This is a genomic window from Pseudoxanthobacter soli DSM 19599, assembly GCF_900148505.1.
Taxonomy (GTDB): Bacteria; Pseudomonadota; Alphaproteobacteria; order Rhizobiales; family Segnochrobactraceae; genus Pseudoxanthobacter; species Pseudoxanthobacter soli.
On record NZ_FRXO01000015.1, the window covers coordinates 75,101 to 88,540 of the forward strand.

At 65.3% G+C, this 13,440-nt stretch carries 25 protein-coding genes; all 25 read right to left on the bottom strand.

All coding sequences use genetic code 11. The features are described from left to right. Positions 1-9: 9 nt before the first annotated feature. Positions 10-378, bottom strand: coding sequence for a 30S ribosomal protein S13 (gene rpsM / locus BUF17_RS21110; protein ID WP_073632490.1), 369 nt, complete (start codon positions 376-378; stop codon positions 10-12). Positions 379-654: 276 nt separating this feature from the next. Then, positions 655-1,236, bottom strand: coding sequence for an adenylate kinase (locus BUF17_RS21115; RefSeq protein WP_073632492.1), 582 nt, complete (start codon positions 1,234-1,236; stop codon positions 655-657). Beyond that, positions 1,233-2,564, bottom strand: coding sequence for a preprotein translocase subunit SecY (secY, locus tag BUF17_RS21120; protein WP_073632494.1), 1,332 nt, complete (start codon positions 2,562-2,564; stop codon positions 1,233-1,235). Before secY ends, BUF17_RS21115 begins: the two co-directional genes overlap by 4 nt. 419 nt (positions 2,565-2,983) lie before the next feature. Further along, positions 2,984-3,460, bottom strand: coding sequence for a 50S ribosomal protein L15 (gene rplO / locus BUF17_RS21125; RefSeq protein ID WP_073632497.1), 477 nt, complete (start codon positions 3,458-3,460; stop codon positions 2,984-2,986). Between the two features lie 13 nt (positions 3,461-3,473). Continuing rightward, entirely contained in the window at positions 3,474-3,668 is a 195-nt protein-coding gene (rpmD, locus tag BUF17_RS21130; protein ID WP_073632499.1) for a 50S ribosomal protein L30, read from the bottom strand. A gap of 63 nt (positions 3,669-3,731) precedes the next feature. After that, a complete protein-coding gene (gene rpsE / locus BUF17_RS21135; protein ID WP_073632501.1) occupies positions 3,732-4,283 on the bottom strand; it encodes a 30S ribosomal protein S5 in 552 nt (183 codons plus the stop codon). 67 nt (positions 4,284-4,350) lie between these two features. Next, positions 4,351-4,713, bottom strand: coding sequence for a 50S ribosomal protein L18 (gene rplR, locus BUF17_RS21140; protein WP_073632503.1), 363 nt, complete (start codon positions 4,711-4,713; stop codon positions 4,351-4,353). Positions 4,714-4,725: 12 nt separating this feature from the next. Continuing rightward, positions 4,726-5,259 carry a 50S ribosomal protein L6 gene (gene rplF, locus BUF17_RS21145; protein WP_073632505.1) on the bottom strand — a complete coding sequence of 178 codons (534 nt, stop codon included), beginning with the start codon at positions 5,257-5,259 and terminating at the stop codon, positions 4,726-4,728. 61 nt (positions 5,260-5,320) lie between these two features. Beyond that, positions 5,321-5,719: a 30S ribosomal protein S8 gene (gene rpsH / locus BUF17_RS21150; RefSeq protein WP_073632507.1), complete on the bottom strand. Its 399-nt coding sequence runs from the start codon at positions 5,717-5,719 to the stop codon at positions 5,321-5,323. 13 nt (positions 5,720-5,732) lie between these two features. Further along, the gene (rpsN, locus tag BUF17_RS21155; RefSeq protein WP_073632509.1) at positions 5,733-6,038 is read right to left on the bottom strand and encodes a 30S ribosomal protein S14; all 306 of its coding nucleotides are present in this window, start codon (positions 6,036-6,038) and stop codon (positions 5,733-5,735) included. A gap of 23 nt (positions 6,039-6,061) precedes the next feature. After that, positions 6,062-6,619, bottom strand: coding sequence for a 50S ribosomal protein L5 (gene rplE, locus BUF17_RS21160; protein ID WP_073632511.1), 558 nt, complete (start codon positions 6,617-6,619; stop codon positions 6,062-6,064). After that, positions 6,612-6,929, bottom strand: a complete 318-nt coding sequence (rplX, locus tag BUF17_RS21165) for a 50S ribosomal protein L24 (protein WP_073632513.1) — start codon at positions 6,927-6,929, stop codon at positions 6,612-6,614. Before rplX ends, rplE begins: the two co-directional genes overlap by 8 nt. Continuing rightward, positions 6,929-7,297 (bottom strand): 50S ribosomal protein L14, encoded by a 369-nt coding sequence (gene rplN, locus BUF17_RS21170; protein ID WP_073632515.1) that lies wholly within the window; start codon positions 7,295-7,297, stop codon positions 6,929-6,931. The genes rplX and rplN overlap by 1 nt, the downstream gene beginning before the upstream one ends. A 76-nt stretch (positions 7,298-7,373) precedes the next feature. Next, positions 7,374-7,634 (bottom strand): 30S ribosomal protein S17, encoded by a 261-nt coding sequence (rpsQ, locus tag BUF17_RS21175; protein WP_073632516.1) that lies wholly within the window; start codon positions 7,632-7,634, stop codon positions 7,374-7,376. Between the two features lie 10 nt (positions 7,635-7,644). Further along, positions 7,645-7,836 carry a 50S ribosomal protein L29 gene (gene rpmC / locus BUF17_RS21180; protein ID WP_073632564.1) on the bottom strand — a complete coding sequence of 64 codons (192 nt, stop codon included), beginning with the start codon at positions 7,834-7,836 and terminating at the stop codon, positions 7,645-7,647. Between the two features lie 32 nt (positions 7,837-7,868). Continuing rightward, on the bottom strand, positions 7,869-8,282 hold the full coding sequence (gene rplP / locus BUF17_RS21185) for a 50S ribosomal protein L16 (RefSeq protein ID WP_073632518.1): 414 nt from the start codon (positions 8,280-8,282) through the stop codon (positions 7,869-7,871). Positions 8,283-8,325: 43 nt separating this feature from the next. Continuing rightward, positions 8,326-9,036, bottom strand: coding sequence for a 30S ribosomal protein S3 (gene rpsC / locus BUF17_RS21190; RefSeq protein WP_073632520.1), 711 nt, complete (start codon positions 9,034-9,036; stop codon positions 8,326-8,328). Beyond that, the gene (rplV, locus tag BUF17_RS21195; protein WP_073632522.1) at positions 9,036-9,416 is read right to left on the bottom strand and encodes a 50S ribosomal protein L22; all 381 of its coding nucleotides are present in this window, start codon (positions 9,414-9,416) and stop codon (positions 9,036-9,038) included. Before rplV ends, rpsC begins: the two co-directional genes overlap by 1 nt. 2 nt (positions 9,417-9,418) lie before the next feature. Continuing rightward, positions 9,419-9,697 carry a 30S ribosomal protein S19 gene (gene rpsS / locus BUF17_RS21200; RefSeq protein WP_073632524.1) on the bottom strand — a complete coding sequence of 93 codons (279 nt, stop codon included), beginning with the start codon at positions 9,695-9,697 and terminating at the stop codon, positions 9,419-9,421. An 11-nt stretch (positions 9,698-9,708) separates the two neighbouring features. Beyond that, positions 9,709-10,539 (bottom strand): 50S ribosomal protein L2, encoded by an 831-nt coding sequence (rplB, locus tag BUF17_RS21205; RefSeq protein ID WP_073632526.1) that lies wholly within the window; start codon positions 10,537-10,539, stop codon positions 9,709-9,711. A 16-nt stretch (positions 10,540-10,555) separates the two neighbouring features. Beyond that, the gene (locus BUF17_RS21210; RefSeq protein ID WP_073632528.1) at positions 10,556-10,849 is read right to left on the bottom strand and encodes a 50S ribosomal protein L23; all 294 of its coding nucleotides are present in this window, start codon (positions 10,847-10,849) and stop codon (positions 10,556-10,558) included. Then, on the bottom strand, positions 10,846-11,466 hold the full coding sequence (gene rplD / locus BUF17_RS21215; RefSeq protein ID WP_073632530.1) for a 50S ribosomal protein L4: 621 nt from the start codon (positions 11,464-11,466) through the stop codon (positions 10,846-10,848). Before rplD ends, BUF17_RS21210 begins: the two co-directional genes overlap by 4 nt. Beyond that, positions 11,466-12,194, bottom strand: a complete 729-nt coding sequence (gene rplC, locus BUF17_RS21220) for a 50S ribosomal protein L3 (RefSeq protein ID WP_073632533.1) — start codon at positions 12,192-12,194, stop codon at positions 11,466-11,468. Before rplC ends, rplD begins: the two co-directional genes overlap by 1 nt. Positions 12,195-12,223: 29 nt before the next feature. Continuing rightward, a complete protein-coding gene (rpsJ, locus tag BUF17_RS21225) occupies positions 12,224-12,532 on the bottom strand; it encodes a 30S ribosomal protein S10 (protein WP_073632535.1) in 309 nt (102 codons plus the stop codon). Positions 12,533-12,629: 97 nt separating this feature from the next. After that, positions 12,630-13,440, bottom strand: an 811-nt coding sequence (locus tag BUF17_RS21230; protein ID WP_073632537.1) for an elongation factor Tu, incomplete at its 5' end; no start/stop codon positions are given.

Here is a 13,440-nt window from a genome sequence, read left to right on the forward strand (position 1 = left end):
GGCGCCTGATTACTTCTTCTTGCCGGCGATCGCCTTGGCAGGACCCTTGCGGGTGCGCGCATTGGTGTGCGTGCGCTGGCCGCGAACCGGCAGGCCGCGACGATGGCGCAGGCCGCGATAGCAGCCGAGGTCCATCAGCCGCTTGATGTTCATCGCCACTTCACGACGCAGGTCGCCCTCGACCACGTAGTCCTGGTCGATGGCTTCGCGAATCTGAAGCACTTCGGAATCCGACAGCTCGTTGACGCGACGCTCGGGAGCGATCCCGACCTTCTCGATCAGGTCCTGAGCCTTCCGCGGCCCGATGCCGTGGATGTACTGAAGCGCGATCAGGACGCGCTTGTTCGTCGGGATGTTGACGCCTGCGATACGGGCCACGCTTCTATCTCCTAGACCCCTGCCGACACCGGCGGGGCAACGTTCTTCACCGGCGCGAAGCCGGCAGTCGCTGGTCTCGAACTTCGGCACCCGAAACCGAACGGCAACGAATCGCGCTTACGATTCCATCACCCGGACGATCTCAAGCACGCAACGACCGGCTCCGGTCGCCTCTCGGCCACCGGCACCGATCGCATCACGATCGCGAAATGGTGCCGTTCCTTAATGGATCGCGGCGATACAGTCAACCGCCGCGATCCGGTTCTCATGGTCGTTTCAGGCCACACTGGCCTTGATCGCCGCCTCGATCCGCTCCGTCACCTCGTCGACATTCAGCATGCCGTCGACGGTCTGGAGCAGTCCCGCGGCGCGGTAATAGTCGGAAACCGGCGCGGTTTGGGCGCGGTAGACCTCAAGGCGCTTCTTCAGCGCCTCGGGCGTATCGTCCGCGCGAACGGCGGCGCCCGATTCGCGGGCGCGCTTCTCGATGCGGCCGAGCAGCGCCGACTCGTCCACGACGAGTTCGATCACGACGTCGAGGGTCAGCCCCTTCTGCGCCATCAGATCCTTCAGGATCTCGGCCTGCGCCACCGTGCGCGGGAATCCGTCGAGTATGAAGCCGCGCGCGCAATCCGCCGCCTCGATGCGGTCGGCGACGATCTCGCCTACCACGGCATCGGGCACGAGCTCGCCACGCGCCATGATGTCCTGCGCCCGCAGGCCGACAGGGGTCTTGTCACGCACGGCCGCCCGCAGCATATCGCCGGTCGAAAGCTGCACGATGCCGTGCCGCTCCACCAGGCGAGCCGCCTGGGTGCCCTTCCCGGCCCCGGGCGGTCCGAGCAATATCAGTCTCATCGACGTTTTCCCCCGAGCTTCGCTTTCTTCACGAGCCCTTCGTATTGGTGGGCGAGCAGATGCCCCTGAACCTGCGAGACCGTGTCCATGGTCACGCTCACCACGATCAGGAGCGAGGTGCCGCCGAGATAGAACGGCACACCTGTCGCCGATATTAGAAATTCGGGCAGAAGGCAAACCAGCACAAGGTATATAGCGCCGAGCACGGTGATGCGCGTGAGCACGGTGTCGATGTACTCGGCCGTGCGCTCGCCGGGCCGAATGCCGGGGATGAAGCCGCCGTGCTTCTTCAGATTGTCGGCGGTCTCGGTCGGATTGAACACGATCGCCGTATAGAAGAACGCGAAGAACACGATCAGCGCCGCATAAAGCGCCATGTAGAGCGGCTGGCCGTGGCCGAGCAGCGTCGTGACCGTGGTCAGCCAGCCGATATTGGCGCTCGCGGCGAAGCTCGACGCGGTCGCGGGGATCAGCAGCAGCGACGAGGCGAAGATCGGCGGAATCACGCCCGAGGTGTTGAGCTTCAGCGGCAGGTGCGACGACTCGCCCTGGAAGATGCGATTGCCCTGCTGGCGCTTCGGATACTGGATCAAGAGCCGGCGCTGGGCGCGCTCCATGAACACGATGAAGGCGATCACGACGACCACGAGCACGATGATCGCGAGAATCACCACCGTGGAGATAGCGCCCTGGCGGCCGAGCTCCAGCGTTCCGGCGAGTGCCGTCGGCAGGCCGGCGACGATACCGGCGAAGATGATGAGCGAGATACCGTTGCCGATACCGCGCGCGGTGATCTGCTCGCCGAGCCACATCAGGAACATCGTGCCGCCGACGAGCGTCACCGTGGTGGAGGCCCGGAAGAACCAGCCGCCTTCGATCACGACGTTCTGCGCCGCCTCGAGGCCGATGGCGATCGAATAGGCCTGCACGACCGCCAGCAGCACCGTCAGGTAACGGGTGTACTGGTTGATGATCTTGCGGCCGCTCTCGCCTTCCTTCTTCAGCGCCTCCAGCGACGGCACGACGGTCGTCAGCAGCTGGATGATGATGGAGGACGAGATGTACGGCATGATGCCGAGCGCGAAGATCGCCATGCGGCCGACGGCGCCGCCGGCGAACATGTTGAACAGGCCGAGCAGGCCGCGCTGGGCGCCGGAAAAGGCCTGGGCGAGCGCGTCGGGGTTGATTCCCGGCAGCGGGATGTACGTGCCGAGGCGATAGACAAGCAGCGCGCCCAGCGTGAACCAGATGCGCTTCTTGAGTTCGCTCGCCTTCGAGAAGGCAGCGAAATTCAAGTTCGATGCGAGTTGCTCAGCCGCCGATGCCATGTTCCGCTCCGCTCGCCGCTGTCAGACCCAGGCCGCATGGCGGCGCGCATCAAAACGCATCCGCATGTTCGAAATCGGGCAACCGTCTTGCGGCGAGCACGCCGGTTCAGGCCCGTTCCAGCCATTGAGGGTCCAAGGGCCACGCGTGCCCTCGATTCGGGCCGCGATCCTAGTCCAATTCCACCGCGCGACAATGCCCGCATCGGGTCGCAGGCAATTTTAGGAATGACCTGTCGCCTTTTGGTGACCGGCCGGGAGGCCGATCCACCGGGGTACCCTTCTCGCGACACGACCGCGATCTTGCGACCGCGGTCCCGAAGAGCGTTCAGATACCGATGAGAGCCGTAGCCCGCGTTCGCCGGAAACCGCCGACGAACCCCGAATGAAAAACGCCGACCGAACCCGGCCGGCGTTCGTCATCAGGCTTCCGCGGTCTCGCCGGACTTCAGCGCGACCGAGCCGCCGGCCTTCTCGACCGCCGCGATCGCGGCCGCCGAGGCGCCCTCGACCGAGAACTTCACCGCAACGGTGAGTTCGCCGTCGTTGAGGAGGCGGACGCCGTCCTTCACGCGACGCAGCACGCCGGCCGCCTTCAGCGCTTCGGCATCGACAACAGCCGACGCATCGAGCCGGCCCGCATCGATCGCCTGCTGGATGCGGCCGACCGAAACGACGTTGTAGCTCTTGCGGAAGATGTTGTTGAAGCCGCGCTTCGGCAGGCGGCGATGCAACGGCATCTGGCCACCTTCGAAGCCCTTGATCGCCACGCCGGTGCGGGACTTCTGACCCTTCACGCCGCGGCCGGCCGTCTTGCCCTTGCCGGAGCCGATGCCGCGACCGACGCGCATGCGCGACTTCGTGGCGCCCGGATTATCCCGGATCTCGTTGAGCTTCATGGACGGGACTCCTTCACGCCTCGTCCACGATACGGACGAGGTGGGCGACCTTGGTGATCATGCCGCGCACCGCAGGCGTATCCTGCAGGGTGCGGCGACGGTGCAGCTTGTTCAGGCCGAGACCGACCAGCGTCGCCCGCTGATCGGCCGACCGGCGGATCGGGCTGCCGGTCTGCTCGACCGTGATGGTGTTCTTGGCTTCGGTCATCGGTTCAATCCCGGATCATGCGGGCGCCCATCCGGGCGCCCTCGGTTCTCGGGCCTGCCTGGCTCACGCCTCGGCGGCCGCATCCGCATCGACGTCACGGCGACGCGCCTGCAGCGCCGACACCTTGATGCCGCGGCGAGCCGCGACGGAGCGCGGGCTGTCCTCGTGCTTCAGCGCGGCAAACGTCGCGCGCACCATGTTGTAGGGGTTGGAGGAGCCGAGCGACTTCGCCACGACATCCTGCACGCCCAGCGTCTCGAACACGGCACGCATCGGACCGCCGGCGATGATGCCGGTACCGGCCGGGGCAGCGCGCAGGATCACGCGACCGGCGCCGTGGCGGCCGGCGACGTCGTGATGCAGCGTACGTCCCTCGCGCAGCGCAACGCGGATCAGGCCGCGCTTGGCCGCTTCGGTCGCCTTGCGGATCGCCTCAGGCACTTCACGCGCCTTGCCATGTCCGAAGCCGACGCGTCCCTTCTGGTCACCGACGACGACGAGCGCAGCGAAGCCGAAACGCCGACCACCCTTGACCACCTTCGCGACGCGATTGATGTGGACGAGCTTGTCGACGAATTCGCTATCGCGCTCTTCCCGTTCCCGCTCTCGAGCCATATTCCATAGTCCTTGATTTCTTCGCGGCCCGGTTTGGCCCAGGGCCCCTCAGCCGGCTGCGGTGTCGTCAGAAATCCAGACCGCCCTCACGGGCGGCCTCGGCGAGCGCCTTGATGCGCCCGTGATAAATGCGCCCGCCGCGATCGAACACGACCTTGCTCACACCCGCAGCCGTCGCGCGCTCGGCGATCAGCTTGCCGACGACCGAAGCCGCCGCAGTATCCGCGCCGGTCTTCAGATCGGTGCGCAGATCCTTCTCGAGCGTGGAGGCCGCAGCCACCGTGACGCCGGCGGCGTCGTCGATGATCTGGGCATAGATGTGCTTCGAGGACCGAAACACGCTGAGCCGCGGCCGACCGTTCGCCGCCGCCTTGAGGGCACGCCGCACGCGGGCGCGGCGACGCTCGTCTGTCGTAAGATGTCTCGCCATCGCTGCCACCCGTTACTTCTTCTTGCCTTCTTTGCGGACGATGAACTCGCCCGCATAGCGCACGCCCTTGCCCTTGTAGGGCTCCGGCTGGCGCCACTCGCGAATTTCGGCGGCCACCTGGCCGACCTTCTGCTTGTCGATGCCCGAGACCAGGATCTCGGTCGGCTTCGCGCAGGTGATGGTGATGCCTTCCGGGATCGGGAAGGCCACATCATGGCTGTAGCCGAGCGACAGGTTCAGGCTGTTGCCCTGCACCGCCGCCTTGTAGCCGACACCCGTGATCTCGAGCTTGCGCTCGAAACCCTTGCTGACGCCTACCACCAGGTTCGACACCATCGTCCGCGACATGCCCCAGAGGGACCGAGCCTTCTTGGACTCGTCGCGCGGCGTAACCGTGATGCCATCCGCCGTCTGCTCGACCGCGACCAGATCGTGAACCACGAAGGCCAGCTGGCCCTTCGGTCCCTTCACCGAAACGGTCTGTCCGTCGACGGTCGCCGTGATTCCACCCGGAACCACGACGGGCTTCTTGCCAATCCGCGACATCGCTCACCTACCCGTTCAATCTCGTTTCACCGGCCGGCGGATCGTGCCAGCCGGCGCCGCATCAGAAGACGCGGCACAGAACCTCGCCGCCGACATTCTGGTCGCGGGCGTCGTGATCGCTCATCACGCCCTTCGGCGTGGACAGGATCGAAACGCCGAGACCGTTGGCGACGCGCGGCAGCGCCTTCACCGAGGCATACACACGCCGGCCGGGCTTCGAGACGCGCTCGATCGTCCGGATGACGGGCTCGCCATCGTAGTACTTCAGCTCGATCTCGAATTCCGAGCGCCCGTCTTCGAAATCGACGGACGTGTAGCCACGGATGTAGCCTTCGGACGCGAGAACGTCCAGCACCCGGCCGCGCAGGCTCGAAGCCGGCGTGGCGACCTTGGACTTGCGTCGCATCTGCGCATTGCGGATGCGGGTCAGCATGTCACCCAAGGGATCGGTCATCGTCATGGGACCGTTCTCCTTACCAGCTCGACTTGACAAGGCCCGGGATCAACCCGAGGCCGCCGAGTTCGCGCAACGCAACGCGCGACATCTTCAACTTGCGATAATACGCCCGGGGCCGCCCGGTCACCTCGCAGCGGTTCCGCACACGCACGAGCGCGGAATTCCGCGGCAGCTCGGCGAGCTTGAGGCGCGCCTGAAACTGCTCTTCGAGCGACAGGGACTCATCGACCGCAGCCGCCTTAAGACGCGCGCGCTTCGCGGCATACTGCTTGGCGAGCTTCGCCCGGCGGTTATTGGTTTCGATAGAGCTCTTCTTAGCCATCGGTCAAACTCCGCTCCGCCCGATCACTGCCGGAACGGGAAATTGAAGGCGCGCAGGAGGGCCCGCGCCTCGTCGTCCGTCTTCGCCGTCGTGCAGACGATGACGTCCATGCCCCAGACCTGATCGATCTTGTCGTAGTCGATCTCCGGGAAGATGATGTGTTCCTTGATGCCCATGGCATAGTTGCCGCGGCCATCGAAGCTCTTCGGATTCAGGCCGCGGAAGTCGCGGACGCGCGGCAGCGCGATCGTGACCAGGCGGTCCAGGAACTCGTACATCCGGGTGCGGCGCAGGGTCACCTTGGCGCCGATCGGCATGTTCTCGCGAACCTTGAAGCTCGCGATGGACAGCCGGGCCCGGGTGATGACCGGCTTCTGGCCGGCGATCTTCGCCAGGTCGCCGGCAGCGACCGACGCCTTCTTGGAGTCGCCGGTGGACTCGCCGACACCCATGTTCAGAACGATCTTGTCGATCGCCGGAACTTCCATCGGATTCTTGTAGCCGAACTCTTCAATCAGCTTCGGTCGAACAACGTCGACGTAGTGCTTCTTGAGCCGGGCTTCATAAACCGCCTCAGCCATCGATCGTCTCTCCCGAACGCTTCGCAACGCGCACCTTGCGGCCGTCCTCCAGGACCTTGAAGCCGACTCGGGTCGGCTTGCCGTCCTTCGGGTCCGCCAGCGCGACGTTCGAGAGGTGGATCGCGGCTTCCTTGGAGATGATGCCGCCCTCTTCCTTCGCGCTCTGCTTCTGATGCTTGCGCACCATGTTCACACCACGAACGACCGCCCGGTCTTCCGACGGACGGACTTCGATGACTTCGCCGGTCCGACCCTTGTCACGACCGGCAAGGACGACGACCTTGTCGCCTTTCTTGATCTTTGCGGCCATCACAGCACCTCGGGCGCAAGCGAAATGATCTTCATGTGGTTCTTGGCGCGGAGCTCGCGCGGCACCGGTCCGAAGATACGGGTGCCGACGGGCTCCTTCTGATTGTTGATGAGCACGGCCGCATTGCGGTCGAAGCGGATCACGCTGCCATCCGGACGACGAATGTCCTTCGCCGTGCGGACGACGACCGCCTTCATCACGTCGCCCTTCTTGACGCGGCCCCGGGGAGACGCTTCCTTGATCGAGACGACGATGATGTCGCCGACCGAAGCGTACTTCCGCTTGGAGCCGCCAAGCACTTTGATGCACATGACACGACGCGCGCCGGAGTTGTCCGCCACATCGAGGTTAGTCTGCATCTGAATCATGACTGGCCGCCTCTATAATCTCTTGTCCCGCGGGGTCATCCCGGCCGCCCGTTGCGGCCGAGAACCTTCCTCGGGCTCAGCCCGCCACCGCTTCACCGGTCGACGCGACCGCGCCGACCACGACCCAACGCTTCAGCTTCGACATCGGCCGACCTTCTTCGATCAGCACCACGTCGCCCACCTTGTAGGTGTTGGCTTCATCGTGAGCCTGGTACTTCTTCGTGCGCCGGACCGTCTTCTTCAGAAGCGGGTGGGTGAAGCGGCGCTCGACCTTCACCACGATGGTCTTGTCGTTCTTGTCGCTGACGACGATGCCCTGAAGCACGCGTTTCGGCATGGTTGCCTCCTCAAGCGCTCAGTTTGTCGCGCAGGATGGTCTGGATCCGCGCGATGTCGCGACGGATAATCCGCACGCGCGCGGTGTTCTCAAGCTGGCCCGTCGCCTTCTGAAAGCGCAGGTTGAACTGCTCCTTCTTAAGCTTGGCCAACTCGTCGTTCAACTCATCGACGGTCTTGGTCCGAACGTCGCTCGCCTTCATGGCAATCGTCTCCTTGAACCCGAACGACACCGTCACTCGGCGATGCGCTGGACGAAGCGGGTGCGGATCGGGAGCTTCGCGGCGCCGAGACGCAGCGCCTCGCGGGCCACCTCCTCGGACACGCCGTCGATCTCGAACACGATCCGGCCCGGCTTCACTTTGGCCGCCCAATACTCGATGGCGCCCTTGCCTTTACCCATGCGGACCTCGGTGGGCTTCGCAGTGACCGGAACATCCGGAAACACGCGGATCCACACGCGGCCCTGACGCTTCATCTCGCGCGTGATCGCGCGGCGCGCCGCCTCGATCTGCCGGGCGGTGACCCGCTCCGGCTCCAGGGCCTTCAGGCCAAACCCGCCGAAGCTGAGCTCGAACCCACCCTTGGCGACGCCGTGGATGCGGCCCTTGAACTGCTTACGGAACTTCGTGCGCTTCGGTTGCAGCATGGTACGTCTCTTATTCCCGCCTGCCTGTCAGGGAAGTCGGCCCTCAGGCCGCCTCGCTCCGGCGGCGTCCACCACCGCTCTCACCGCCGCCTTCGAGCGCACGGCGCTCGGAAGCCATCGGATCGTGCTCGAGGATCTCACCCTTGAAGATCCACACCTTGACGCCGCACGTGCCGTAGGCCGTGCGAGCCGTCGCCACGCCGTAATCGACGTCGGCGCGCAGGGTGTGCAGCGGCACGCGACCTTCGCGATACCACTCCATGCGCGCGATTTCGGCGCCGCCGAGACGGCCCGAGCAGTTGATGCGGATGCCCTCGGCTCCGAGGCGCATCGCGGACTGCACGGCCCGCTTCATCGCCCGGCGGAACGCAACGCGGCGCTCCAGCTGCTGGGCGATCGAGGCAGCCACCAGGTTGGCGTCGATCTCGGGCTTGCGCACCTCGACGATGTTGAGGTGGACTTCCGAGTCCGTCATCTCACCGATGCGCTTGCGCAGCTTGTCGATGTCGGCGCCCTTCTTGCCGATCACTACGCCCGGACGGGCGGTGTGGATCGACACGCGGCACTTCTTGTGCGGACGCTCGATGACGATCTTCGAGACGCCGGCCTGCTTCAGCTCCTTGGTCAGAGCCGCGCGGATCTTCAGATCCTCGTGCAGCAGCTGGCCGTACTGGGCACGGTCGGCGTACCAGCGCGAGTCCCACGTCCGGTTGATGCCCAGGCGCAGACCGATCGGATTGACTTTCTGACCCATCAGGCCGCCTCCTCGACTTCACGGACGACGATGGTGAGGTTCGAGAACGCCTTCTCGATCCGGCCCACCTTGCCGCGACCGCGCGGCGAGAACCGCTTCATCACCAGGCCCTTGCCGACATACGCCTCGGCCACCACAAGGGCGTCCACGTCGAGATCGTGATTGTTCTCGGCGTTGGCGATCGCAGACTCGAGCGTCTTCTTCACGTCGCGAGCGATCCGCTTCTGCGAGAAGGTCAGATCGGCAAGTGCCGCACCGACCTTCTTGCCCCGGATGAGCTGGGCGACAAGATTGAGCTTCTGAGGGGAAACCCGAAGGCTCCGGGCGACAGCTTTCGCCTCGGTGTCCTTGAGCGCCCGCTCGCGCTTCGGCTTACCCATCGTTACTTCCTCTTCGCCTTCTTGTCGGCCGCGTGACCGTAGAAGGTCCGCGTCGGAGCGAACTCACCGAACTTGTGGCCGACCATGTCCTCCTGAACGAGGACCGGAATGTGCTTCTGACCGTTGTAGACCCCGAAGGTGAGGCCCACGAAATGCGGCAGGATCGTCGAACGGCGCGACCAGATCTTGATCACCTCGGCCCGGCCGGCGGAACGCGCCTTGTCGGCCTTCTTGAGGAGATACCCGTCGATGAACGGGCCTTTCCAGACGGAACGAGACACGGCTGAGCCCCTTACTTCTTGGCGTGGCGGCTGCGGACGATGAACTTGTCCGTGGCCTTGTTGCGCCGGGTCTTCTTACCCTTGGTCGGCTTGCCCCACGGGCTCACCGGATGACGGCCACCCGAGGTGCGGCCTTCACCACCGCCGTGCGGATGGTCGACCGGGTTCATGGTGACGCCGCGATTGTGCGGACGGCGGCCGAGCCAGCGCGAGCGGCCCGCCTTGCCGAGATTGATGTTGGCGTGGTCCGGGTTCGACACCGCACCGACGGTCGCGAAGCAGGTGCCGAGAACGCGGCGCTGCTCGCCCGAATTCAGGCGCAGGATCGTGTAGCCCTGGTCACGGCCGACGATCTGGGCGTAGGTGCCCGCCGAGCGCGCGATCTGGCCACCCTTGCCGGGCTTCAGCTCGACATTGTGGACGATCGTGCCGACCGGCATGGAACCGAGCGGCATCGCGTTGCCCGGCTTCACGTCGACCGCGGCGCCGGAGACCACGCCATCGCCGACAGCCAGACGCTGCGGGGCGATGATGTAGGCCAGCTCGCCGTCTTCGTACTTGATCAGCGCGATGAACGACGACCGGTTCGGATCGTACTCGAGACGCTCCACCACCGCCGGCACGTCGATCTTGCGACGCTTGAAGTCGACGACGCGGTAGGTGCGCTTGTGTCCACCGCCGCGGAAGCGGACGGTGACGCGACCGTTGTTGTTGCGACCGCCCTTCGAGGAGAGGCCCTCGGTCAGAGTCTTGACCGGCGCGCCCTTCCAGAGGTCGGACCGATCGACGATGACCAGCTGGCGCTGGCCCGGCGTCGTCGGCTTGAAATGCTTCAGTGCCATGGCGTCCGACCTCGACTCACAGGCCCGTGGTGACGTCGATCGACTGGCCCTCGGCCAGCGTCACGATCGCCTTCTTGACGTCGGACTGCTGCCCGACGACACCACGGAACCGCTTAACCTTGCCCTTGCGGACGAGCGTGTTCACGGCCGTCACCTTCACGCCGAACAGCGCTTCGACAGCGGCCTTGATCTCCGGCTTGGTGGCGGTCTTCGCCACCTTGAAGACGACCTTATTCTGCTCGGAAAGCACGGTCGCCTTTTCAGTGATCACCGGAGCGACGATCACGTCGTAGTGCTTCAGGTTCGTCATTTGAACCGCTCCTCGAGGCTCTCGATGGCGGAACGGGTCAGAACCAGCGTGTCGCGCCGCAGGATGTCGTAGACGTTGATGCCCTGGACCGGCAGCACGTCGACATAGTGCAGGTTCTGCGCCGCGAGCTTGAAGTTCGCGTCGATCTCGGCGCCGCCGATCACGAGCACGTCGCTGAAGCCCAGCGCGCCGAGCTTGGCCTGCAGCGCCTTGGTCTTCGGCTCGGCCGCGGTGGCGTCGTCGACGATCACCAGGCTCTCGGACTTCAGCTTCGCCGACAGGGCGTGACGCAGGCCGAGGGCACGGAACTGCTTCGGCAGGTCGTGGGCGTGGGAACGCACCACCGGACCGAAGGCCTTACCGCCGCCGCGGAACTGCGGGGCGCTCGCGGCACCGTGACGGGCACGGCCGGTGCCCTTCTGCTTGTACATCTTCTTGCCCGTCCGAGCGATCTCGGACCGGTCCTTGGTCTTGTGCGTGCCGGCCTGGCGCTTGGCGAGCTGCCAGCGCACGACGCGGTGCAGGATGTCCGCGCGCGGCTCAAGCCCGAAGATCTCGTCGGAGACCGTGATCGAGCCGGCCTCGGCGCCGTCGAGCGTCTTGACCTGGAGTTCCATCACTCGTTCCCCTTCTCGACCGGAGCCTCGGCAGCCGCTTCGGGAGCAGCGTCACGCACCCGGAACGAACCCGGCATGGGCACGTCCTTCGGCGCAGCGCGCTTCACGGCGTCGCGCACCAGAATGGTGCCGCCCTTGGAACCCGGCACCGCGCCTTCCACCAGGATCAGCCCGCGGGCCGGATCGGTAGAGACGATGCGCAGGTTCTGGGTGGTGACGCGCACCTGACCCATGTGGCCGGCCATCTTCTTGCCCTTGAAGACCTTGCCCGGATCCTGGCGCTGGCCGGTCGAGCCATGGCTACGGTGCGTCACCGAGTTGCCGTGGCTGGCGCGGCCGCCGCCGAAATTGTGGCGCTTCATGACGCCCGCGAAGCCCTTACCGATGGACGTTCCCGTCACATCGACGAACTGGCCGGCGATGAAGTGGTCCGCGGTGATCTCGGCGCCGACTTCGATCAGGTTCTCGGGGGAAACCCGGAACTCGACGATCTGGCGCTTCGGCTCCACCTGGGCCTTGGCAAAATGGCCGCGCATGGCCTTCGACGTATTCTTCGGCTTCGCATGACCGGCGCCGAGCTGAAGGGCGGTATAACCATCCTTCTCCGCCGTGCGGTGAGACACCACCTGGCAGTTCTCGACGCGCAGCACGGTCACGGGCACGTGCTCACCGGCGTCGTTATAGACGCGGGTCATGCCGACCTTCTGAGCGATCAACCCTGAGCGCATTGGATCAGGCCTCTCTTCGTCCCACAGCGTTACAGCTTGATCTCGACGTCGACACCCGCCGCCAGATCGAGCTTCATAAGAGCGTCGACGGTCTGCGGGGTCGGGTCGATGATGTCGAGCAGCCGCTTGTGGGTGCGGATCTCGAATTGCTCACGGCTCTTCTTGTCGACGTGCGGAGAGCGGTTCACCGTGAACTTCTCGATGCGGGTCGGCAGCGGCACGGGGCCACGAACCTGCGCACCGGTGCGCTTCGCGGTATTGACGATCTCGCGGGTCGACGCGTCGAGCACGCGATGGTCGAACGCCTTCAGGCGAATCCGAATGTTCTGACCGTTCATGGATGCGCCCTCGATTCAGCGCTTACGTCCGGAATTACGAAGATGTGCCCGCCCCTTGAGACGGGCACATCGGACTGGGGCTTAGGTGAGCCGAAGCTCACTTGATGATCTTGGCGACGACGCCGGCGCCGACGGTGCGGCCGCCTTCACGGATGGCGAAGCGCAGGCGCTCTTCCATCGCGATCGGGACGATGAGGGTGACCTTCACCTTCACGTTGTCGCCCGGCATCACCATCTCGGTGCCTTCCGGCAGCGTCACGATGCCGGTCACGTCCGTGGTGCGGAAGTAGAACTGCGGACGGTAGTTCGTGAAGAACGGGGTGTGGCGGCCGCCTTCTTCCTTCGTCAGGATGTAGGCCTCGGCCTCGAACTCCGTGTGCGGGGTCACGGTGCCGGGCTTGCACAGCACCTGGCCGCGCTCCACGTCCTCGCGCTTCGTGCCGCGCAAGAGCGCGCCGATGTTGTCGCCCGCCTGGCCCTGGTCCAGCAGCTTGCGGAACATCTCGACGCCCGTGATGGTCGTCTTCTGCGTCGGACGGATGCCGACGATCTCGATTTCCTCGCCGACCTTCACGATGCCGCGCTCGACGCGACCGGTCACCACGGTGCCGCGGCCCGAGATCGAGAACACGTCTTCGATCGGCATCAGGAACGGCAGGTCGACCGGACGCTCCGGCTGCGGGATGTAGGCGTCGACCTGGGTCATCAGCTCGAGGATCGCGTCCTCGCCGAGCACAGCGTCGCCGTCGTTCAGCGCAACGAGAGCCGAGCCCTTCACGATCGGGATGTCATCGCCCGGGAAGTCGTAGGACGACAGCAGCTCGCGAACCTCGAGCTCGACGAGCTCCAGAAGCTCCGGATCGTCGACCATGTCGCACTTGTTGAGGAACACCACGATCGCGGGAACG